The organism is Bacillus sp. X1(2014) (assembly GCF_007678255.1).
This window is the reverse complement of the sequence record NZ_VEED01000020.1, coordinates 70,858-92,565: the sequence shown is the minus strand read 5'-3', so window position 1 is coordinate 92,565 and position 21,708 is coordinate 70,858. Positions and strand designations below refer to the sequence as shown.

The 21,708-nt window shown below is 41.6% G+C and carries 21 protein-coding genes, 1 rRNA gene and 1 riboswitch; of the genes, 20 read left to right on the top strand and 2 right to left on the bottom strand.

Annotated elements, in window-relative coordinates; all coding sequences use genetic code 11:
• The 15 genes from rrf to purD form a co-directional block, all read left to right on the top strand.
• Nucleotides 1-76 (top strand): 5S ribosomal RNA (rrf, locus tag FS608_RS31915); the annotation flags it as partial.
• A gap of 99 nt (nucleotides 77-175) precedes the next feature.
• Entirely contained in the window at nucleotides 176-1,060 is an 885-nt protein-coding gene (locus tag FS608_RS25230) for a mechanosensitive ion channel family protein (protein WP_395947827.1), read from the top strand.
• A gap of 27 nt (nucleotides 1,061-1,087) precedes the next feature.
• The gene (locus tag FS608_RS25225; protein ID WP_144555320.1) at nucleotides 1,088-1,285 is read left to right on the top strand and encodes an NETI motif-containing protein; all 198 of its coding nucleotides are present in this window, start codon (nucleotides 1,088-1,090) and stop codon (nucleotides 1,283-1,285) included.
• A gap of 94 nt (nucleotides 1,286-1,379) precedes the next feature.
• Nucleotides 1,380-1,481: riboswitch (purine riboswitch) on the top strand.
• A gap of 127 nt (nucleotides 1,482-1,608) precedes the next feature.
• Complete coding sequence (purE, locus tag FS608_RS25220; protein ID WP_026564727.1) at nucleotides 1,609-2,097, top strand: 5-(carboxyamino)imidazole ribonucleotide mutase; 489 nt, start codon at nucleotides 1,609-1,611, stop codon at nucleotides 2,095-2,097.
• The gene (gene purK, locus FS608_RS25215; RefSeq protein WP_144555319.1) at nucleotides 2,090-3,238 is read left to right on the top strand and encodes a 5-(carboxyamino)imidazole ribonucleotide synthase; all 1,149 of its coding nucleotides are present in this window, start codon (nucleotides 2,090-2,092) and stop codon (nucleotides 3,236-3,238) included. Before purE ends, purK begins: the two co-directional genes overlap by 8 nt.
• Before the next feature lie 3 nt (nucleotides 3,239-3,241).
• A complete protein-coding gene (purB, locus tag FS608_RS25210) occupies nucleotides 3,242-4,540 on the top strand; it encodes an adenylosuccinate lyase (RefSeq protein ID WP_144555318.1) in 1,299 nt (432 codons plus the stop codon).
• A gap of 155 nt (nucleotides 4,541-4,695) precedes the next feature.
• Entirely contained in the window at nucleotides 4,696-5,409 is a 714-nt protein-coding gene (gene purC / locus FS608_RS25205) for a phosphoribosylaminoimidazolesuccinocarboxamide synthase (protein ID WP_144555317.1), read from the top strand.
• Nucleotides 5,402-5,656, top strand: coding sequence for a phosphoribosylformylglycinamidine synthase subunit PurS (gene purS / locus FS608_RS25200; RefSeq protein WP_144555316.1), 255 nt, complete (start codon nucleotides 5,402-5,404; stop codon nucleotides 5,654-5,656). The genes purC and purS overlap by 8 nt, the downstream gene beginning before the upstream one ends.
• Nucleotides 5,653-6,336, top strand: coding sequence for a phosphoribosylformylglycinamidine synthase subunit PurQ (purQ, locus tag FS608_RS25195; protein WP_144555315.1), 684 nt, complete (start codon nucleotides 5,653-5,655; stop codon nucleotides 6,334-6,336). The genes purS and purQ overlap by 4 nt, the downstream gene beginning before the upstream one ends.
• Nucleotides 6,320-8,545: a phosphoribosylformylglycinamidine synthase subunit PurL gene (gene purL, locus FS608_RS25190; RefSeq protein ID WP_144555314.1), complete on the top strand. Its 2,226-nt coding sequence runs from the start codon at nucleotides 6,320-6,322 to the stop codon at nucleotides 8,543-8,545. The genes purQ and purL overlap by 17 nt, the downstream gene beginning before the upstream one ends.
• Nucleotides 8,521-9,924, top strand: coding sequence for an amidophosphoribosyltransferase (purF, locus tag FS608_RS25185; RefSeq protein WP_144555313.1), 1,404 nt, complete (start codon nucleotides 8,521-8,523; stop codon nucleotides 9,922-9,924). The genes purL and purF overlap by 25 nt, the downstream gene beginning before the upstream one ends.
• Before the next feature lie 15 nt (nucleotides 9,925-9,939).
• A complete protein-coding gene (purM, locus tag FS608_RS25180; protein WP_144555312.1) occupies nucleotides 9,940-10,974 on the top strand; it encodes a phosphoribosylformylglycinamidine cyclo-ligase in 1,035 nt (344 codons plus the stop codon).
• Nucleotides 10,971-11,573, top strand: coding sequence for a phosphoribosylglycinamide formyltransferase (gene purN, locus FS608_RS25175; protein WP_144555311.1), 603 nt, complete (start codon nucleotides 10,971-10,973; stop codon nucleotides 11,571-11,573). Before purM ends, purN begins: the two co-directional genes overlap by 4 nt.
• Nucleotides 11,548-13,086, top strand: a complete 1,539-nt coding sequence (purH, locus tag FS608_RS25170; protein WP_144555310.1) for a bifunctional phosphoribosylaminoimidazolecarboxamide formyltransferase/IMP cyclohydrolase — start codon at nucleotides 11,548-11,550, stop codon at nucleotides 13,084-13,086. The genes purN and purH overlap by 26 nt, the downstream gene beginning before the upstream one ends.
• Before the next feature lie 19 nt (nucleotides 13,087-13,105).
• On the top strand, nucleotides 13,106-14,380 hold the full coding sequence (gene purD / locus FS608_RS25165) for a phosphoribosylamine--glycine ligase (protein WP_144555309.1): 1,275 nt from the start codon (nucleotides 13,106-13,108) through the stop codon (nucleotides 14,378-14,380).
• Between the two features lie 20 nt (nucleotides 14,381-14,400).
• Here purD and FS608_RS31855 read toward each other — a convergent pair whose 3' ends face one another.
• Together FS608_RS31855 and FS608_RS25160 are read right to left on the bottom strand one after the other, a co-directional pair.
• Nucleotides 14,401-14,490 (bottom strand): EYxxD motif small membrane protein, encoded by a 90-nt coding sequence (locus FS608_RS31855; protein WP_395947826.1) that lies wholly within the window; start codon nucleotides 14,488-14,490, stop codon nucleotides 14,401-14,403.
• Nucleotides 14,491-14,719: 229 nt separating this feature from the next.
• Complete coding sequence (locus FS608_RS25160; protein ID WP_144555308.1) at nucleotides 14,720-15,025, bottom strand: YgaP family membrane protein; 306 nt, start codon at nucleotides 15,023-15,025, stop codon at nucleotides 14,720-14,722.
• Nucleotides 15,026-15,193: 168 nt separating this feature from the next.
• On the opposite strand from FS608_RS25160, the gene FS608_RS25155 reads away from it, so the two are divergent.
• From FS608_RS25155 to pcrA, 5 genes are all read left to right on the top strand, one after another.
• Nucleotides 15,194-16,939, top strand: coding sequence for an adenine deaminase C-terminal domain-containing protein (locus tag FS608_RS25155; protein WP_144555307.1), 1,746 nt, complete (start codon nucleotides 15,194-15,196; stop codon nucleotides 16,937-16,939).
• 59 nt (nucleotides 16,940-16,998) lie between these two features.
• Nucleotides 16,999-18,051: a DUF3048 domain-containing protein gene (locus tag FS608_RS25150; protein ID WP_144555306.1), complete on the top strand. Its 1,053-nt coding sequence runs from the start codon at nucleotides 16,999-17,001 to the stop codon at nucleotides 18,049-18,051.
• 32 nt (nucleotides 18,052-18,083) lie between these two features.
• Nucleotides 18,084-18,398, top strand: coding sequence for a YerC/YecD family TrpR-related protein (locus tag FS608_RS25145; protein ID WP_144555305.1), 315 nt, complete (start codon nucleotides 18,084-18,086; stop codon nucleotides 18,396-18,398).
• Nucleotides 18,399-18,649: 251 nt separating this feature from the next.
• Nucleotides 18,650-19,333 (top strand): heptaprenylglyceryl phosphate synthase, encoded by a 684-nt coding sequence (gene pcrB / locus FS608_RS25140; protein ID WP_144555304.1) that lies wholly within the window; start codon nucleotides 18,650-18,652, stop codon nucleotides 19,331-19,333.
• A 71-nt stretch (nucleotides 19,334-19,404) separates the two neighbouring features.
• The gene (gene pcrA, locus FS608_RS25135; RefSeq protein WP_144555303.1) at nucleotides 19,405-21,678 is read left to right on the top strand and encodes a DNA helicase PcrA; all 2,274 of its coding nucleotides are present in this window, start codon (nucleotides 19,405-19,407) and stop codon (nucleotides 21,676-21,678) included.
• Nucleotides 21,679-21,708 lie beyond the last annotated feature (30 nt).

Genomic DNA, 21,708 nt, shown 5'->3' with positions numbered 1-21,708 from the left:
GAACACGGAAGTTAAGCTTCTCAGCGCCGATGGTAGTTGGGACACGCGTCCCTGTGAGAGTAGGACGTTGCCAGGCAAATCAAGGACAACCTGAAAGGGTTGTTCTTTTTTGTATATACAAAAAAATATTTTTTCACTAAATGTTTTTACCATCAAACATTGCAAACACTAAGGTATGATTGGAAAACAAGTGGGTGGTTTGATGGATTGGATGGATTTGCTGCATCACTATAAACTGACAAGCATTTTATTTGCAGCTATTATTGCAAGAGTCATTGTTTTTATCATAAATAAAACCGTGCACAACTTTTTTCTAAAAACCCATTTCATTGAAGAACGGAAAGAGCAGACGATTGAAAGCATGATTCGCTCTTTAACCAAATATACGGCAACTCTCAGTTTCATCTTTTTTGCCATATCTCAATATGTTAGTAATTTTGGAAGAATTTTGGCTGGGGCAGGTATACTCGGGGTAATCCTTGGTTTTGGGGCGCAAAGCATCATTAAGGATATTTTATCAGGTATTTTCTTGATTTATGAAAAGCAGCTGCATAAAGGTGATTTTATCACCATCAATAATACCTTTAATGGAACAGTTGTCGATATAGGATTAAGATTCTTAAAAATTCGAGAATGGAGTGGCAAGGTTTTAACGATCAGCAATGGTGAAATAAAACAGATTCATAATTTCAATATTGAACAAATGCGGGTGATTGAAAGAATAGTGGTAAGCTATCGGGAAAATCCTGAGAGGGTGTTTGAAATTCTTGAAATTGCCTGTGAAAAAATCAATGAGCAGCACGAAGCATGTTTAAAATTGGACTCCGCTAATTGTCCGATAGAACCATTCCAAGTATATGGGATGACCACCATCAATTCAGGTTACCGAGGAATTGAATATACGGTTACAGGCCTTGTTGATGATACTTTATACTGGGATGTGGCAAAAGAAGCGAGGCGGATTATCGCTCAAACACTGTTTGATTATGAAATAAAATTGGCAGAAGACACAATGTTAGTAAAGCCGGTTGACAATGTTTTTTTAAAAGAGGGCAAATGAAAGTGGAAAGAGAGGTACTTACTGGTAATGGGTAAACAGAAAATGCAATTTGAGGTACAATCAAATGAGAGTATTGAGGACTGCTTAAATAGAATGAAAAAGTTGGGCTATACGCCTGTACGCCGAACGGAAAAGCCGATATTTCAAGAAATAAAAAAAGGCAATGAGACTATTTATGAACCATTTGCCCGTCAAATTATCTTTGAAGGCACTTTAATAGAGTAAAACACGAACATTAAGGTAATATTTAAAAATAATGTTCGATTAATTGGTTGACACCTAACGAAGATGATTGTAAGATATAGAAGTGAATTAATCAATAACAATTTATCTTTACCCTCGTATATCCATGGGAATATGGCCCATAAGTTTCTACCCAATAACCGTAAATTATTGGACTATGAGGGAAAGTCAATATGTTCGGTATGAATTAAGGGCAGGACCCTTAATTTGGTATCCACTACCACTATGCCCGAACAAATGGCTTTCTCTTACACGAGAAGCCATTTGTTTCGGGTTTTTTATTTGGGAAAAAAGGGGGATTTGCGATGTCCATTCTTGTTGGAGTAATCATGGGAAGTAAATCGGATTGGGAAACAATGAAACATACGTGTGAAGTTCTCGACCAGTTTGAAATTGCTTATGAAAAAAAGGTGGTATCTGCTCATCGGACACCTGATTTGATGTTTACATATGCGAAGGAGGCCAGAGAAAGAGGTTTAAAGGTAATTATTGCCGGAGCTGGCGGAGCGGCCCATCTTCCTGGGATGGTAGCAGCCCAAACCACTTTGCCAGTAATCGGGGTTCCTGTCCAAACTCAGGCCTTAAAGGGGTTAGACTCATTGCTGTCTATCGTCCAAATGCCGGGTGGAGTGCCCGTAGCTACTGTGGCAATAGGCAAAGCAGGTGCAACGAATGCTGGTTTACTAGCAGCTCAAATCCTAGCAACGGGTGACGCTGAATTAGCCGGGAAATTAGAAGCAAGAAGAGAAGCCACTAAACAAGAAGTATTAGAAAGTAGTGATCAACTTGTCTAACAAAACGATTTTACCAGGAGCAACGATTGGAATAATCGGCGGCGGCCAACTTGGCAGAATGATGGCTCTAGCGGCAAAGGCTCAAGGCTTCCGGATTGCTGTGTTAGAACCAACGACGGACTCTCCGTGCGGACAGGTTGCAGATATTGAGGTCATTGGGGCTTATGATGATCGCGAAGCCATTCGTAAATTAGCAGAAGTTAGTGATGTCATAACTTATGAATTTGAAAACATTGATGCAGATACACTAGAGTGGTTATGTAACCAGGCAAATGTACCACAAGGCCCGCGGTTATTAACAATCACGCAGGACAGGATTAAGGAAAAAGCAGCGATCCAACAAGCAGGTGTAGAAGTCGCACCATATGAAGTGGTAAACAGCCTCGAGGAATTATTTTTAAAAATAAATAACATCGGATATCCGGCTGTCCTGAAAACGGCAAGAGGCGGATATGACGGCAAGGGCCAACTGGTGATTAGAACACCGCAGGATTTGTCAAAGGGTGAACCATTACTGGAACATGGGGCTTGTGTATTAGAAAAATGGATCCCTTTTGAAAAAGAAATATCAGTGATCGTGACACGTAAGCTTGATGGAGAAACAACATTTTTTCCAGTAGCTGAAAACATTCATAAAGAAAATATTTTAGATACAACGATTGTTCCAGCTAGAATATCAGAAGTTTCACAGAGTGAAGCTGTTCAGCTGGCAAATAAGCTGGCCGATTCGTTACAATTAGTCGGGACGCTTGCTGTCGAAATGTTTTTGACTAATGATGGGACCATTTATATTAATGAATTAGCACCACGACCTCATAATTCTGGGCATTTTTCGATCGAAGCTTGCGAAACGTCACAGTTTGAGCAGCATATCCGGGCTATTTGTAATTGGCCGTTAGGGAAAACGGGGCTATTAAAACCGGCTGTTATGGTCAACCTATTAGGAGAGCATCTTGAACAACTGTATAAGGAAATACCAGCCTTGAATGACTGGAAGATTCATTTATATGGAAAAAAAGAAGCAAAAGTAAAACGAAAAATGGGGCATGTGACTATTTTGCGTGAAAGTGTCGAGGATGCCCTTGCAGAAATTAACGAGAGCAGCATCTGGAAACCAGTAAAAGAAAAGATCGGGGGATAAAACATGATTGATCGTTATACACGACCGGAAATGGGAGCAATTTGGACAGAGGAAAACCGATTTAATGCCTGGCTTGAGGTAGAAATACTAGCCTGTGAGGCATGGGCAGAACTAGGTGACATCCCAAAGGAAGATGTGAAGAAGTTACGCGAAAATGCTTCTTTCAATATTGACCGCATTAAAGAGATTGAAGAAGAAACACGGCATGATGTAGTTGCTTTTACCCGCGCGGTATCTGAAACATTAGGGGAAGAGAAGAAATGGGTTCATTACGGTTTAACGTCGACGGATGTTGTTGATACGGCCCTATCTTACATCTTAAAGCAGGCCAATGCGATATTACAAAAGGACCTGGAAAACTTCATTGAGATTTTAAGAAATAAAGCAATTGAACATAAGCTTACTGTCATGATGGGACGGACACATGGGGTCCATGCTGAGCCAACAACTTTTGGCTTAAAGCTTGCGCTATGGTATGAAGAAATGAAACGGAACCTAGAGCGATTTAAGCAGGCAGCAGAGGGAATCGAGTTTGGGAAAATCTCTGGAGCGGTTGGTACTTATGCAAATATTAATCCGTTTGTAGAACAGTATGTTTGTGAAAAATTAGGACTGCAAAGAGCACCAATCTCCACGCAGACCCTACAGCGTGACCGTCATGCCCACTACATGTCAACTCTTGCGTTGATTGCCACTTCCATTGAGAAGTTTGCTGTTGAAGTCCGTGGGCTGCAAAAGAGTGAAACGCGTGAAGTCGAAGAGTTCTTTGCAAAAGGCCAGAAGGGATCTTCGGCAATGCCGCATAAACGGAATCCAATTGGTTCCGAGAATATGACAGGAATTGCTCGTGTAATTCGCGGGTATATGCTTACTGCCTATGAAAATGTACCGCTTTGGCATGAGCGCGATATTTCTCATTCATCAGCAGAACGGATCATCCTGCCTGATGCAACGATTGGTTTGAATTATATGCTGAATCGTTTTGGCAACATTGTGAAGAACTTGACGGTTTATCCAGAGAATATGAAGCGTAATATGGACAGGACACTAGGCTTAATTTATTCCCAACGTGTATTGCTTGCGCTAATTGATAAAGGTTTATCACGTGAAGAAGCGTATGATACGGTTCAGCCAAAGGCTATGGAAGCTTGGGAAAAACAAGTTCCTTTCCGCAGCTTGATTGAAGCAGAGGAAAAGATTACTTCACTGCTATCAGAAGCTGAAATTGCTGATTGCTTTGATTATAACTACCATCTGCAACATGTAGATACCATTTTTGACCGCTTAGGGTTGAATGAATAAGGCTTTATGTGACCGAAGACATGAAAAATAAAAGTGTAAAGTAACATAGAGAGGTTCTAAGTGACCGATATCGAGAAAAAAGCGAGAACTCGGTCACTTACGCTCCTCCCTCACTCTGAAGATTCCCAATATTGCAAAACAGGAGGCGTTTTCCAATGAAAAAACCTTTATACGAAGGAAAAGCAAAACGAATTTACTCAACTGACGATGAACAGATTGTTTTGGTTGAGTATAAGGATTCAGCAACCGCCTATAACGGACAAAAGAAGGCCGACATAACTGGAAAAGGGCGTTTAAATAACGAGATTACTAGTTTGCTATTTTTAAAGCTTAAAGAACAGGGAATTGAGTCTCACTTTATCGAACGTGTATCCGAAATAGAACAACTAGTGAAAAAAGTTACCATCATTCCGCTTGAGGTAGTTGTACGAAACATTGCGGCAGGAAGCCTCGCCAATCGTTTGGGAATCGAAGAGGGACGTGAGTTAACAACTCCAATCGTAGAGTTTTACCTGAAGAATGACGAACTAGGTGATCCTCTCTTAACAATTGATCACATCCTTGAATTGCAAGTGGCAACTGTCGAGGAGACTGCAATTTTACGAGAAAAGGCACTCCAAATTAATACCGTTTTAGCAAGCTTTTTCAATGACCTTGGCATACGTCTCATCGATTTTAAACTTGAGTTTGGTAAAGACGCCGAAGGCACAATATTACTAGCCGATGAAATCTCCCCTGATACCTGCAGGCTGTGGGATAAAGAAACGAATGAAAAGCTCGATAAGGATGTATTCCGACGTGATTTAGGAAGCTTAACAGATGCCTATGAAAATATTTTAGCGAGATTGGGAGGACGTCAGCATGTATAAAGTAAAGGTATTTGTCACATTAAGAGAAAGTGTTTTAGACCCGCAGGGGAAAGCTGTAACCAACTCATTACACTCTTTAAACTATAAGGAAGTAGCCGATGTCCGCATCGGTAAATATATGGAATTAACGATTGAAAAGTCTGAGCGTGATATTAATGAAGTAGTCAATGAAATCTGTACCAATCTTTTAGCTAATCCTGTTATCGAAGATTACCGTTACGAAGTAGAGGAGTGTGTTACTCTGTGAAATTTGCAGTAATCGTCTTCCCTGGATCGAATTGTGACATTGATATGTTCCATGCCATTCAAGATGAACTCGGAGAGCAGGTTGAATATGTTTGGCATGATTCTGAAAGCTTAGATGAATTTGATGGAATTCTGCTTCCTGGCGGCTTTTCATATGGCGACTATTTGCGTACGGGAGCCATCGCTAGATTTAGTAATGTCATGAAGGAAGTCATTAAAGCGGCAGAAGCAGGAAAGCCGGTCCTTGGCGTTTGTAACGGATTTCAAATTCTGCTCGAAGCAGGGTTGCTGCCAGGTGCAATGAGACGTAATGAAAGCTTATCTTTTATTTGCAAGCCAGTGGAGTTAAAGGTAGAAAACAATCAGACGATGTTTACGACTGTATACAGTAAAGGCGAATCCATTGTCATCCCTGTCGCCCACGGTGAAGGAAACTACTATTGTGACGAGGAAACCCTTGCAAGTTTGAAAGAAAATAATCAAATTGTCTTTACCTATAATCAGAATCCGAACGGAAGTCTTGCAGATATCGCAGGAATTACCAATGAAAAAGGAAATGTCCTTGGAATGATGCCACACCCGGAAAGAGCCGTAGATGAATTGCTCGGCAGCGCCGATGGTTTAAAGATGTTCCAATCGATTGTAAAAGCTTGGAGGGAAGCACATGTTGTCAACGCTTGAACCAAATCCTACTCAGATTAAAGCAGAAAAAATTTATCAGCAAATGGGTTTGTCCGATGAAGAATTTGCAATGGTTGAAAACATTCTTGGCCGCACACCAAACTATACCGAAACAGGTCTTTTCTCGGTTATGTGGTCGGAACACTGCAGCTACAAAAATTCAAAGCCTATTCTAAAAAAATTCCCTATTACAGGTGAAAAGGTACTTCAAGGACCTGGGGAAGGTGCTGGAATCGTTGATATCGGTGACGGGCAAGCGGTTGTTTTTAAAATCGAGAGTCATAACCACCCATCCGCAATTGAGCCATATCAGGGCGCAGCAACGGGTGTAGGCGGGATCATCCGTGATGTTTTCTCAATGGGAGCTCGTCCAATTGCAATGTTGAACTCACTGCGTTTCGGTGAACTAGATTCTGCCCGCGTCCGTTATTTATTCAAAGAGGTTGTTGCTGGGATTGCCGGTTATGGAAACTGTATCGGTATTCCAACGGTAGGCGGCGAAATCCAGTTCGACCCTTGCTATGATGGAAATCCGTTAGTGAATGCGATGTGCGTTGGGTTAATTGACCATAAAGACATCAAAAAAGGGCAAGCACATGGTGAAGGAAATACGGTGATGTATGTTGGGGCAAAAACTGGCCGTGACGGTATCCATGGTGCAACATTCGCTTCTGAGGAATTAACTGAACAATCAAGTGAAGACCGTCCAGCAGTTCAAGTTGGCGATCCATTCATGGAGAAGCTATTGTTAGAAGCTTGCCTAGAACTGATTCATTGTGATGCACTAGTTGGTATTCAAGATATGGGTGCAGCCGGACTTATTAGTTCATCTGCAGAAATGGCCAGCAAAGCTGGAATGGGCATTGAGATGAATTTAGACTTGGTGCCGCAGCGTGAAACAGGAATGACTGCCTACGAAATGATGCTGTCTGAGTCCCAAGAACGGATGCTTATCGTTGTTAAAAAGGGAAGAGAACAGGAAATCGTTGAGCTCTTTGAAAAATACGGCTTAGAAGCCGTAGGGATTGGAAAGGTTACTAGCGATAAACAGATGCGTCTATTCCATAATGGAGAAATCGTGGCGGATGTTCCGGCTGATGCACTAGCGGAAGAAGCACCGGTTTACCATAAGCCATCAAAAGAACCAAGCTATTTTGCTGAATTCCAAGCGATGGAAAACGAAGTTCCTCAGATTGACGATTTGAAAGAAACATTAGTAAGCCTTTTAAGCCAGTCAACTGTAGCTAGCAAGGAATGGGTTTATGAGCAGTATGATTACATGGTGCGTACCAACACAGTCGTTTCACCAGGTTCTGATGCGGCGGTTGTAAGAATCCGCGGCACACGAAAAGCGCTGGCAATGACAACGGATTGTAATTCACGTTATGTCTATTTGGATCCGGAAGTAGGCGGGAAAATCGCCGTAGCTGAAGCAGCACGTAATATTGTATGTTCTGGTGCAGAGCCTCTAGCGATTACAGATAACTTAAATTTCGGTAACCCAGAAAAGCCAGAAGTGTTCTGGCAGATTGAAAAAGCAGCCGATGGTATGAGCGAAGCCTGCCGTGTCCTTGAGACACCGGTTATCGGCGGAAACGTTTCTTTATATAACGAAACTAGCGGCACAGCGATCTATCCGACACCCGTAGTAGGGATGGTTGGTTTAGTAACGGATCTTGATCATATTACAACGCAACACTTCAAACAGAGCGGCGACCTTATTTATTTAGTAGGGGAAACAAAGGATGAATTCGGCGGAAGTGAGCTGCAAAAGCTTCTGAACGGAAAAGTATTCGGTAAAGCCCCTGAATTAAATGTAACGATTGAAAAAGAAAGACAAAACCAGGTTCTTGCTGCAATTCGTGCAGGAGTAGTAGAATCCGCGCATGATTTATCAGAAGGCGGTTTAGCGGTTGCATTAGCTGAATGTCTTTTCGCGAATGAAAAGCTCGGTGCAGAAGTAAACATCGCTGGAAATTCAGTGTCAGCTTTATTCAGTGAAACACAATCTCGTTTTCTTTTAACAGTAAAAGCAGAAGATAAGAGTGAGTTTGAAAGTTTAGTAGACGCAGTACAAATTGGAACAGTGAATGATTTAGCAAAACTGCAAATCACAAATGGTGAGTCAACGGTACTTGAAGCTTCGATTGAAGAATTAAAAGTGGCCTGGAAAGGGGCGATCCCATGCTACCTGAAATCAAGGGATTAAATGAAGAGTGTGGCATCTTTGGTGTCTGGGGACACCAGGATGCAGCACAGCTGACCTATTACGGACTTCACAGCCTGCAGCATCGCGGCCAGGAAGGGACCGGAATTGTGGTCTCAGATGGCAAACAGCTTAAAGGGGTAAAAGGTGAAGGACTAGTTGCTGAGATTTTTACCACGGAAGCGATGAAGGAACTGACAGGCACATCAGCCATCGGTCATGTTCGTTATGCAACAGCAGGAGGCGGCGGTTATGAGAATGTTCAGCCGCTCTTGTTCCATTCACAAACAGGGAGTCTTGCGCTTGCCCATAATGGAAACTTAGTTAATGTTAATTCATTAAAACATCAGTTGGAAGCTCAAGGGAGCATTTTTCAAACAAGTTCTGATACTGAAGTATTGGCGCACCTAATGAAAAGAAGCGGCTACTCCGATTCAAAAGACCGTGCCAAAAACGCGCTTTCTATGTTAAAAGGGGCATATGCTTACTTAATCATGACAGAAACCGAATTAATGGTGGCACTAGATCCGCACGGATTAAGACCTCTTTCGCTTGGTTCCCTGGGTGATGCTTATGTTGTCGCATCGGAAACCTGTGCCTTTGATGTCATTGGAGCAGAATATATTCGCGATATTCGACCAGGAGAACTATTAATTATCAATGATCAGGGGCTAGTATCTGAACAATTCGCTGTTAGTTCAACAAAAGCGATTTGTACGATGGAATATATTTATTTTTCAAGACCGGACAGCAATATTCAAGGAATCAATGTGCACACCGCCCGCAAAAATATGGGTAAAAGATTAGCAATAGAGGTACCAATCGAAGCCGATGTTGTCACCGGTGTTCCTGATTCAAGTATCTCAGCGGCAATCGGGTATGCCGAAGAAGCAGGGATTCCTTATGAAATGGGATTAATTAAAAACCGTTATGTCGGTAGAACCTTCATCCAGCCTTCTCAATCGTTACGGGAGCAAGGGGTAAAGATGAAACTCTCGGCCGTTCGTGGTGTCGTGGAAGGGAAACGGGTTATCATGGTCGATGATTCAATTGTGCGCGGGACGACGAGCAGAAGAATTGTTAATCTCTTGAAAGAAGCAGGGGCGACAGAAGTACACGTTGTAATCAGTTCCCCGCCTATTAAGAATCCATGTTTTTACGGAATAGATACATCAACAAAAGAAGAATTAATTGCCTCTGATAAAAGTGTGGAGGAAATAAGAGAACTTATTGGAGCGGATTCATTAACCTTTATCAGTGTGGAGGGCATGATGCATGCCTTAGGCCAAGAAGGCACGAATGGCTATTGCCTAGGCTGTTTCACAGGGAATTACCCAACTGAAATTTATCCAGATACACTCCAATATTATTATCAGAAGTAGGAAGGAGCGAGCAGCGTGGCAAATGCATATAAACAAGCAGGAGTTAATATCGAAGCCGGCTATGAAGCAGTCGAGAGAATGAAAAAGCATGTTCAAAAAACAGCCCGGGCTGGTGTCCTTGGCAGCCTAGGTGGATTTGGCGGTATGTTTGACTTATCTGCACTGCAATTAAAAGAACCTGTTTTGGTGTCAGGCACCGATGGGGTGGGCACGAAACTAATGATTGCTTTTTGGATGGATAAGCATGATACGATTGGGATTGATGCGGTCGCCATGTGTGTCAATGATATTGTTGTTCAAGGGGCGGAGCCCTTGTTCTTTCTTGACTACATTGCCTGTGGCAAAGCACAGCCTGGAAAAATTGAGGCAATCGTAAAAGGGATTGCGGACGGATGTGAACAGGCTGGCTGTGCGCTTATTGGCGGTGAAACGGCGGAAATGCCTGGATTATATAGTGAAAATGAGTATGACCTTGCAGGGTTTACGGTTGGTGCCTGTGAGAAATCACAGCTTATCACTGGTGAAACCATTCAGGAAGGTGATGTCCTGATTGGCTTAGCCTCAAGCGGCATTCACAGCAACGGTTATTCATTGGTTCGTAAAGTGTTTAATGACTGGTCGTTACTGGATTTTGTCGATGAACTTGGCTGTACATTAGGAGAAGAATTACTCAAGCCTACAAAAATTTATGTAAAACCGATTTTGTCCGCATTGAAAAAGTTCCAGCTAAAGGGAATGGCTCATATTACGGGCGGCGGGTTTATTGAAAATATTCCTCGGATGTTACCAGAAGGTCTAGGAGCCGAGTTGAATGAAAAAAGCTGGGAGATCCCACCTATTTTTAAATTGATCTCTTCCCATGGACAAATTGATTATCAAGAGATGTATAATATTTTTAACATGGGTATTGGTATGGTAATTGCTGTGAATCCTGAAGATGCAGCGGACGTGTTAGAACACTTTAGACAATCTGGGGAAACTGCTTCTGAAATTGGCGTTGTAACCAGTAATCAAGGAATTAGCATCAAGGCTAATGGTGGCCGCCTATGAAAAAGATAGCGGTGTTTGCATCAGGGAGCGGCAGTAATTTTCAAGCAATTATTGATGTAGTTCAAGCTGGCGACCTTGATGCCGACATTTCTCTTTTAGTTTGTGACAAACCAGGCGCTCTTGCGATTGAAAGAGCCAGAGCAGCGAGGATTCCAAGTTTAGTTTTTAGCGCAAAGGATTATCCTAGTAAGGAACATTATGAAGAAGAAATTTTAGCCCAATTAAAGGCTTATGGTGTAGAATTCATTGTCCTGGCAGGATACATGCGTTTGATTGGCCCGAAATTGTTAGCTGAGTATAAAGGAAGAATCGTCAATGTCCACCCATCATTGCTTCCTGCTTTTCCGGGGAAGGATGCGATTGGGCAGGCATTGGCAGCTCAAGTGAAGTGGAGCGGAATTACTATCCATTATGTTGATGAGGGAATGGATACAGGTCCAATTATCATTCAGGAACGGGTTCGAATTGACGAAAATGAGACAAGAGAAAGCCTGCAGCAAAAAATCCAGAAAAGCGAACACAAGCTTTATCCATCCATACTTCAAATGCTATTGACACAAGGAGATGTACTCAATGACACAAAAGCGAGCGTTAATTAGTGTTTCTGATAAAAATGGAATTACGGAATTTGCCAAGGAGTTAGTCAGCCTAGGATACGAACTGATTTCTACGGGAGGCACGAAAAAAGCTCTACAGGAACAGGGAATTCCTGTTCTTAGTGTGAGTGATGTAACCGGATTTCCAGAAATCTTAGAAGGTCGTGTGAAAACATTAAATCCATTCATTCATGGCGGTTTGCTTGCGAAACAAGATGATGTTAACCATCAACAGCAGCTAGACGAGCATGGAATTCAAGCGATTCAACTCGTTTGTGTCAATCTTTATCCATTCCAGCAAACCATTGCAAAGCCAGATGTAACCGTAGCAGATGCGATTGAAAACATTGATATCGGCGGACCAACCATGCTGCGCGCTTCTGCAAAAAACCATCAATATGTAACTGTAGTTGTCGATCCAACTGATTACCAGACGGTTATTGACGAATTAAAGGCTGATGGCACAACAACGTTTGAAACGAGAAGAAAGCTTGCTGCTAAAGTATTCCGTCATACAGCAGCTTATGATGCCTTAATTGCTGAATACATGACCAATTTATCAGAAGAAGAAAATCCAGAGACATTAACGGTAACCTACGAATTAAAACAAACACTTCGTTATGGAGAAAATCCACATCAAAAAGCTGCTTTTTACAAGAAGCCACTTGGTTCGACGTTCTCGATTGCCAATGCGGTTCAGCTTCATGGAAAAGAACTTTCCTATAACAATATTAATGATGCTGATGCAGCCCTGCAGATTGTTAAAGAGTTTTCAGCACCAGCTGCAGTAGCTGTAAAGCATATGAACCCATGCGGTGTAGGAACAGGTGAAACTGGTTTTGAAGCATTTACAAAAGCATTTGAGGCCGATCCTGTTTCGATTTTTGGCGGAATTATTGCCTTTAACCGGGAAGTGGATGCCGAAACAGCTGCTAAGCTTCATGAAATTTTCTTAGAAATTATTATTGCGCCATCTTTCTCTGAAGAAGCGTTAACGATTTTAACAGCGAAAAAGAATCTGCGCCTGTTAACCATTCCATTTAATGATGCCAAAAAGCCTGAGTTTAAGATGACTACAATTGAAGGCGGATTGCTCGTTCAAGAGCAGGACCGTTACACGTTGGAAGACGCGAATGTTACGATTGCAACGAAACGACAACCAACAGATGCGGAATGGGCAGCATTGAAGCTGGGCTGGAAGGTTGTTAAACATGTGAAATCCAATGCCATTGTTGTGACTTCAGAGGATATGACAATCGGGATTGGAGCAGGACAAATGAACCGAGTTGGAGCAGCGGAAATTGCCCTTAAGCAAGCTGGTTCAAAAGCAGAGGGAGCAGCCCTTGCATCCGACGCCTTTTTCCCAATGGACGATACCGTTGAAGCAGCTGCAAAAGCTGGTATTACAGCGATTATTCAACCAGGTGGATCAATCCGTGATGCAGATTCAATTAAAAAAGCAGATGAATATGGAATCGCCATGGTATTTACGGGCGTAAGACATTTCAAACATTAATCGGTTGGAGGGCATTCGAATGAACGTACTGATTATCGGCCGCGGCGGTAGAGAACATGCGATTTGCCGAAAAGTAAGTGAAAGCGTGAATGTAGAAAAAGTATTTGTTGCACCGGGGAATGTCGGAATGACCGATGTAGCGGAGCTTGTCTCGATTGAAGAGTCAGAACATGAATTACTGCTTCAATTTGCCAAGGAAAACCGTGTTGGCCTGACGATCATTGGGCCTGAAGTTCCTTTGCTTGAAGGATTGGCGGACAAATTTGAAGCAGCTGGTTTGGCTGTATTCGGTCCGCGTGCTAACGCAGCCGAGATTGAAGGCAGTAAGTCATTTGCAAAAGAACTAATGGAGAAATATAAAATTCCTACCGCTGACTATGCTGTGTTCACTAACTATGAAGAAGCCCGAAATTATATCGAAGAAAAAGGGGCACCGATTGTCATTAAGGCAGACGGATTGGCTGCAGGAAAAGGTGTCACGGTTGCGCTCACGAAAGAAGAGGCGCTTTCCAGCATAGAAGAAATGCTAGTTGATGCAAAATTTGGTGCTGCCTCTTCTCGGGTGGTAATTGAAGAGTTTTTAGCAGGTGAAGAATTTTCATTGATGGCGTTTGTAAATGGAGAGGTCGTCGTCCCACTTGAAATCGCTCAAGATCATAAACGTGCCTATGATGGGGACCTTGGTCCAAATACAGGCGGAATGGGAGCCTATTCCCCTGTTCCACAAATTGGTGCTGAGACGATTCAAACTGCGGTTGAAACGGTCCTTCTTCCGGCAGCTAAAGCAATGGTCCAAGAAGGAAGAAGTTTTTGCGGAGTTCTTTATGCCGGCTTGATCAAAACTATAGATGGACCAAAGGTGATTGAATTTAATGCCCGTTTTGGTGATCCTGAGACACAAGTTGTTTTACCAAGATTAAAATCGGATCTTGTTCAAGTCATCTTGGAATTGTTAGCTGGTAGAACCCCGGTTTTAGAGTGGGATGAGCAAACAATGATTGGTACTGTAGTTGCGGCAAAAGGATACCCTGAAGCCTATGAAAAAGGGGCAGTGCTAACTGGGTTGACTGAATTTAATTCCGAAGAGGTGTTTACTTTTCATGCTGGAACCGCTAGAAATGCGGAAGGTGAGTTTGTGACTGCAGGAGGCAGGGTGCTTCTTGTTGGTGCTAAGGCTGAGAATATAGTGGAGGCACGCGAAAAAGTGTATCATGAACTTGAAAAGTTAACGTCTTCTGGTGTTTTTTATCGAAGAGATATCGGGGCAAAAGCAATCCACCCCGTGAAGAGTTAACGAGCACGTCCTTTACCGCTTCAACGGATAAATGTATAAAGAAGTGCCACGATGCTGCCAATAATGGCAATTAAAACAAACGACATATCCGTTAGATACTCCCAAAACATGAATACTCAACTCCTATGGAGGGCTGACCGCTGATGGTCAGCCCTCTTTTTTTGCTTCAAAAAAGCGTAAATTTGTTTTTTTACAAATTATTTATACGAAATATTTGATTTTTCAACCATAGGTTGAACTATTTTTACAAATTACCAGATTATTCAACCAAATTTTAAATTATTGTTACAAAAACTTGAAAATATTTACAAAGACTATCCAAAAAGCCATAAATTCACTTTAAGTTGGATTATAAGGTACCATTTCTTCGCCATTTTGGTTAGTTAACCCTTCCATCCCGTCCATTGAATCCATTGCCTGATCGTGCTCAGAAATCATGCATTGGCATTTTTCAAATAAGGCAGTAAGCGGGCAAAAGCGGACAATTCCTTCGGCCACCTTCATGGCCCCGCACATAGCAACAAATAAATAAGAATCGCGCCAAGGGTGTTTGACAAGCTTAGAGGTTGTCCAAGAAAGAATCGTTAATCCAATGGTGATGCGGATTAAAGCATTAATAATACTGATATTTGGTCTCACATTCATTATGTTCACTCCTTCACAAAATATATACAATTATTATCAATTCTTTAATGCGTTAAACAGCAAAATATGATAGTATAGTATCTAAAGTATTTTTTGAAAGGGCTTTCTTTGTTGTTAAATCAACTTATTATTATATAGATAGTTTTTTTGAAAAAGGGAGGAAGACGTATGCTGGAACAACGCTACCGCTGGAAAAACAAACACTTACGCATGCATGTTTCCATTTTGGATGGAAAAGCGTCTCCAACCATTTTATTGAAAAACGCCTTGTACTTAAATCAGACGTTTCGAAAGTGGTTGAGAGCGAATATTTGGATATATGAAGATCGGATTATTTATGTGGGCGAAAACTTGCCAACTCAACTTGATAACTGTGAAATCATCGACTGTACCAATGAGATTCTTGTTCCCGGTTATATCGAACCACATGCTCATCCGTTTCAATTATATAATCCCCTAACGCTTGCAGCATATGCATCCCAGTTTGGGACGACAACGTTAATCAATGATAATATGGCTCTTATTTTACATTTAAATAAAACGAAAGCGTTTTCATTATTGAAAGATCTCCGTTCGATTCCAACCACTATGTTTTGGTGGAGCCGTTTTGATCCTCAAACTGAAATTTTGAATGAAGAAGAGATCTTTTCACATAGTAATGTTAAATCATGGCTTGAGCACGATGCGGTCCTGCAGGGCGGGGAATTAACAGGCTGGCCGAAACTGCTTGACGGTGATGATATGATGCTCCATTGGATCCAAGAAGCGAAACGGATGCGCAAGCAAATTGAAGGGCATTTCCCTGGAGCTTCAGAAAAGACATTGGCAAAAATGATGCTGCTTGGGGCAGACTGTGACCACGAAGCGATGACGGGTGAAGAGGTATACAATCGCTTAATGCAGGGGTATATGGTGTCATTAAGGCATTCCTCGATTCGGCCGGATTTACCAAATATATTAGACGATATGAAACGTATGGGTATTGATGCTTATGATCGATTAATGCTAAATACAGACGGTGCTTCCTCGACTTTTTACGAGCAGGGAGTCACTGATACGACGATTCGCATTGCCATTGAAAAAGGTATTCCAGTCATTGATGCTTATAATATGGCAACGGTAAACATTGCACGTTATTACAAGATTGATCATCTCCATGGTACAATTGCCACTGGCCGGGTAGCCAATATTAACTTCTTAACGAGTATTGAGGATCCAACACCTAAATCCGTTCTCGCAAAAGGGAAATGGGTGAAAAGGGATGGAAACCCAATTGCGGATGCCTATCCTCCAATTACATGGGACGAATATGGACTAAAACCATTGGAAGTGGATTGGGACTTGACTTTAGATGATTTGCAATTTTCGATGCCATTTGGAATCAAGATGGAAAACGCCGTCATCACCAAGCCCTATTCGATTTCGATCGATGCTTCAGGAGATGAACTATCTTCGAATCATGATGAATGCTATTTTACCCTGATGGACAGAAATGGGAAGTGGAGAATTAATACATTATTAAAAGGATTTGCTAACAACTTATCGGCATTGGCAAGTTCCTATTCCAACACAGGAGATATTATTTTAATAGGTAAAAATAAACAAGATATGCTTCATGCTTTTAATAGAATGAAAGAATTAGGCGGCGGTATTGTGATGGTTGAAAATAGTCAAGTAGTTTGCGAGCTTCCATTAACTTTACATGGAATTATGTCAAACGTTCCGATTAAAGAGCTAATCTCCCAAGAAAAACAGCTGCTGATTGAGCTGAGAGAGCGGGGTTACGGATTTTCTGATCCTATTTACAGTCTTGCTTTCTTTTCTGCGACACATTTGCCTTATATTCGGATTACTCCACAGGGAATGTACGATGTAATGAATAAAACAGTACTCTTTCCGTCAATAATGCGTTAAACTGTAAGTGAGTAAAGGATTAAAGTGTGAAAGTAAAATGAAAGTAAATAGGGGTGTTCATGAAAGTGAAAAAATGGGCTGTATTCGTGTTAGCTTTCCTGTTACTACTTTCTGGCTGTAGTAATGAAAAAAAGGAAAAGGAACCTGTTAAGAAGGAAAAAACAGTAACACAAACAGAGACTCAGCAACCTGAAGAGAAACCAGTCGACCCCTATTTTTATCCATTAACAGGGGTGGGGGCTAAAACAAGTACTGATACCAGAGCTGTAGCTGTTATGGTTAATAACCACCCAAAGGCAAGACCACAATCAGGTCTAACCAAAGCGGATTTTATTTATGAAATTCTTGCTGAAGGGGATATTACACGCTTTCTCGCCGTCTTCCAGAGTGAAAAACCTAAGAATATCGGTCCTGTAAGAAGTGCAAGAGACTATTATATTTTCTTAGCCAAGGGACTTAACGCTCTCTACATTGCGCATGGATATAGCCCGGAGGCAAAGAAACTCCTTAATAGTAACTATATTGATAACCTTAATGGTATGGTCTATGACGGGACGCTTTTTAAACGTTCGAAGACCCGTAAAGCACCTCATAACTCCTATATTACGTATGAAAATATTTTAAAAGGTGCAAAGCAAAAGAAATATTCGATGGAAAAAGATCCCGCCGCATTTACGTTTTTAACAGAGGAAGAAACGAAGAGTATTACTGGTGCTGAAGCAAAATCTGTGAAGATTAAGTATTCTAATGGCGGCATTTCCAACTCCAAGTTTGAATTTGATACAGCCTCTGGCAAATATAAGCGCTTTTCAGGCGATGAGCTAATGGTTGATTTGGATACGAAAGAGCCTATGTTAGTTGATAATATATTTATTATTGAAGCTAAGCATCGGTTTATCGATTCATACGGGCGAAGGGAAATTGATTTTAAGTCTGGCGGCAAAGCATATCTGCTGCAAAAGGGTAAGGTCAATCAAGTGGAATGGAAGAATAAGAACGGAGAAATTGTTCCAGTCAAAAATGGAGCAGAAGTTCCACTGGTACAAGGGAAAACATGGATCAATGTAGTGCCAACCGATCCAGGTCTCGAAAAGAGCATTTCGCTTAATTAATAGTCACTTTTAACAACTAAAGGGGTAATAAAATGCAAATTAATAAATTACGTGGAAAAGAACTTGACCAATTATTTCAGGCCGTTCTTTCATTAAAAGATCTTGAAGAATGCTATCGCTTTTTTGATGATTTATGCACGATTAATGAAATACAATCTTTAGCACAGCGTCTGGATGTGGCAAGAATGCTTCGCGAAGGGAATACCTATCACAAAATTGAAACAGAAACCGGAGCGAGCACAGCTACCATATCACGGGTAAAACGTTGTTTGAACTATGGGAATGATACGTATGAAATGGTGCTTGAACGAGTAAAGAACAATAACACTTTAACTGAACAAGAATAAACAAGCCGGAGAGAATGCTCTTCGGTTTTTCTTTTTTTTGAATCCAGCTCCAGCGCCTAGGGGCTCATAAGCCAATCCGTCCTTAAGGTAAAAAAGCAACCTTCACGCCGGCTCGTCTAGACTCGTGCCCCTGAACAAGGCGCTTCCGCTTTTTAATTTGGTTAAATTTAGATTTACTGTATTGTTTTTTTATCGATTCAGCTAGTGCTATAATGGTGTAATGGAATTGATGATGTGGGAGGATATTTTTGATGTATGATTTTCGCGAGTGGCGGCATGTGTTCAAACTCGACCCAAATAAAGAACTATCGGATGATCAATTAGAAATCATCTGTGAGTCTGGAACGGATGCAATAATCGTAGGTGGTACAGATGGGATTACACTAGAAAATGTCCTCGATTTAATGGCTAGAATTCGTCGATATTCGGTGCCATGTGTCCTTGAAGTGTCAACGATTGAGACAGTTACACCAGGGTTCGACCTTTACTTTATTCCAACCATCCTAAATAGCAGTGATCCCAAATGGATTACTGGACTTCACCACCAAGCCGTTAAGGAATTTGGTGAAATCATGGATTGGGAAGAAATTGTCATGGAGGGCTATTGCATATTGAACGAAGAATGCAAAGCTGCAAAATTGACAAATGCAAATACCGAATTAACAAATGAAGAAGTAACTGCCTACGCGGTTATGGCTGAAAAAATGTTTCACCTTCCGATTTTTTATATAGAATATAGCGGTAAATATGGGGATCTAAACCTGATTGCTGACGTGAAAAAATCGCTTGAGAAGACGATCCTTTTCTATGGCGGCGGAATTTCAACCATCGAACAAGCTAAAGAGATGGCCAAACATGCAGATGTCATAGTCGTCGGAAATGCGATTTATGAAAAATTTGATCTAGCATTAGAAACTGTGAAGATTAATCGGTAGATCATTGCTTATGTCGAGGAAAAACGTTAAGATAAAAATAAGAACATATGTTTGTTATGGTGGTGGATTATATGCAATATTTAAGTGATAAGCTATTAAATGGACTCAATCCAGAACAGCAAAGTGCTGTTAAAACAACCGATGGGCCGCTGTTACTAATGGCCGGAGCCGGAAGTGGTAAGACAAGAGTGCTTACCCATCGTATTGGCTATTTAATTGTTGAAAAGCGGGTGAATCCTTATAATATTTTGGCGATTACATTTACAAATAAAGCCGCTCGAGAAATGAGAGAACGGATTGGGAAAATGATGGGCGGAGCAGCCGAAGAGATTTGGATTTCCACCTTTCACTCGATGTGTGTAAGGATTTTACGCAGGGATATTGACCGAATCGGTTTTAATCGTAATTTTACAATTCTTGATTCAACTGATCAGCAATCCGTAGTGAAGACAATCCTAAAGGAAAAAAATATTGATCCGAAGAAATTTGATCCACGTGCCATCTTAGGGTCGATTAGTTCCGCAAAAAATGAATTGATTGATCCAGAGGAATATAAGAAAGCAGGCGGAGGCTATTTTGAAGATGTCGTCGCTAATGTGTATGAGGAATACCAGAAGCGATTACGAAAAAATCAGGCACTAGACTTTGATGACCTCATTATGATGACAATTCAATTATTCAAACGCGTTCCGGATGTTCTCGAATATTATCAGCGGAAATTTCAATATATTCATGTCGATGAGTATCAAGATACGAACAAAGCCCAATATCTACTCGTAAAACAATTGGCAAGTCGTTTTAGAAATTTATGCGTAGTCGGGGATTCAGACCAATCCATTTACAGATGGCGCGGAGCGGACATTGCTAATATCCTTTCGTTCGAAAAAGACTATCCAAATGCAACAGTTATTTTACTAGAGCAAAACTACCGCTCTACAAAAAGGATTCTTTTAGCTGCCAACAAAGTGATCGAAAACAACCTGAACCGAAAAGCGAAGAATCTTTGGACTGAAAACCCAGAAGGGAATAAGCTGGTTTATTACCGAGCCGACAGCGAGCAGAGCGAAGCGCAATTCGTTGCTGGGAAAATCAAAGAATTAACTCGGAATAATGAGCGCAAATTGACCGACATTGCCATTCTTTATCGCACGAACGCTCAGTCCCGTGTGATGGAGGAAGTACTTCTTAAATCAAATATCGAATACTCCATCGTCGGCGGGACAAAGTTCTATGACAGAAAAGAAATTAAGGACATGCTTGCTTATTTACGGTTAATCTCGAATCCTGATGATGATATCAGCTTACGCCGGATTATCAATGTGCCAAAACGCGGAATTGGATCAAGCTCACTCGATAAAATCGCCAATTTTGCTGATATGCATGACTTATCGATCTACCAAGCGCTTGAGTCTGTTGAATTATTAGGACTAAGTCCGAAAATTACGAAGGCAGCACGGGAATTTCGCGATTTAATTGGTAATTATACGAATATGCAAGAGTATCTTTCTGTCACAGAACTGGTTGAAGAAGTGCTAGATAAAACGGGGTACCGTGAAATGCTGAAGGCGGAGAAATCGCTGGAAGCGCAAAGCCGCCTCGAAAACCTTGAGGAATTATTATCGGTGACGAAAAGTTTTGAAGATGCAAGTGAAGATAAGAGTCTAGTAGCCTTTTTAACTGATTTGGCACTAGTTGCTGATATTGATGCACTCGATGAAGATACTCAGGAGAAAGTTGATTCGATTACGCTGATGACCCTTCACTCGGCAAAAGGTTTGGAATTCCCAGTTGTTTTCTTAATTGGAATGGAAGAGGGCGTCTTCCCGCATAGCCGTTCATTGATGGAAGAAGTAGAAATGGAAGAGGAACGCCGTCTTGCCTATGTAGGAATCACTAGAGCGGAGCAAACACTGTTCCTGACCAATGCCCAAATGCGGACATTATTTGGAAGAACCAATATGAACCCGCCTTCCCGCTTTATTAAGGAAATCCCTGCGGACCTGATCGAGGGAGTTGAACCGGCAGAGAAAAAGCTGAGTTCGCCATTTGGCTCAACTGGTAAAACATTTGGTTCTGCGCGGAGCGCCTCATTCGGAATGCCAAAAACATCATTTAGTACACCTGCTTCGGCAAGAAAACCAGTTATGCGGCCCGTTTCCGCTTCATCTGCTGGAGAGGAAGTCGGCTGGAAGGTTGGCGATAAAGCCCAGCACGGAAAATGGGGCACCGGAACTGTTGTCAGCGTAAAAGGACAAGGGGAAGGAACGGAACTCGATATTGCTTTCCCGAGCCCGGTTGGAATCAAACGTCTGTTAGCCAAATTTGCTCCGATTACGAAAGCATAAATACCTAGAGAGAAAAGCTTCATGAGCCGC

What these genes read in the sequence shown, in the direction of transcription:
- pcrB (WP_144555304.1), top strand. Translation starts at nt 18,650, where the DNA reads ATGTATGATTTTCGCGAGTGGCGGCATGTGTTCAAACTCGACCCAAAT.
- FS608_RS25155 (WP_144555307.1), top strand. Translation starts at nt 15,194, where the DNA reads ATGCTGGAACAACGCTACCGCTGGAAAAACAAACACTTACGCATGCAT.
- purC (WP_144555317.1), top strand. Translation starts at nt 4,696, where the DNA reads ATGAAAAAACCTTTATACGAAGGAAAAGCAAAACGAATTTACTCAACT.
- FS608_RS31855 (WP_395947826.1), bottom strand. Translation starts at nt 14,490, where the DNA reads ATGTTTTGGGAGTATCTAACGGATATGTCGTTTGTTTTAATTGCCATT.
- purB (WP_144555318.1), top strand. Translation starts at nt 3,242, where the DNA reads ATGATTGATCGTTATACACGACCGGAAATGGGAGCAATTTGGACAGAG.
- purF (WP_144555313.1), top strand. Translation starts at nt 8,521, where the DNA reads ATGCTACCTGAAATCAAGGGATTAAATGAAGAGTGTGGCATCTTTGGT.
- FS608_RS25150 (WP_144555306.1), top strand. Translation starts at nt 16,999, where the DNA reads ATGAAAGTGAAAAAATGGGCTGTATTCGTGTTAGCTTTCCTGTTACTA.
- FS608_RS25230 (WP_395947827.1), top strand. Translation starts at nt 176, where the DNA reads ATGATTGGAAAACAAGTGGGTGGTTTGATGGATTGGATGGATTTGCTG.
- FS608_RS25145 (WP_144555305.1), top strand. Translation starts at nt 18,084, where the DNA reads ATGCAAATTAATAAATTACGTGGAAAAGAACTTGACCAATTATTTCAG.
- purN (WP_144555311.1), top strand. Translation starts at nt 10,971, where the DNA reads ATGAAAAAGATAGCGGTGTTTGCATCAGGGAGCGGCAGTAATTTTCAA.
- purL (WP_144555314.1), top strand. Translation starts at nt 6,320, where the DNA reads ATGTTGTCAACGCTTGAACCAAATCCTACTCAGATTAAAGCAGAAAAA.
- purS (WP_144555316.1), top strand. Translation starts at nt 5,402, where the DNA reads ATGTATAAAGTAAAGGTATTTGTCACATTAAGAGAAAGTGTTTTAGAC.
- purE (WP_026564727.1), top strand. Translation starts at nt 1,609, where the DNA reads ATGTCCATTCTTGTTGGAGTAATCATGGGAAGTAAATCGGATTGGGAA.
- FS608_RS25160 (WP_144555308.1), bottom strand. Translation starts at nt 15,025, where the DNA reads ATGAATGTGAGACCAAATATCAGTATTATTAATGCTTTAATCCGCATC.
- purD (WP_144555309.1), top strand. Translation starts at nt 13,106, where the DNA reads ATGAACGTACTGATTATCGGCCGCGGCGGTAGAGAACATGCGATTTGC.
- FS608_RS25225 (WP_144555320.1), top strand. Translation starts at nt 1,088, where the DNA reads ATGGGTAAACAGAAAATGCAATTTGAGGTACAATCAAATGAGAGTATT.
- purH (WP_144555310.1), top strand. Translation starts at nt 11,548, where the DNA reads ATGACACAAAAGCGAGCGTTAATTAGTGTTTCTGATAAAAATGGAATT.
- pcrA (WP_144555303.1), top strand. Translation starts at nt 19,405, where the DNA reads ATGCAATATTTAAGTGATAAGCTATTAAATGGACTCAATCCAGAACAG.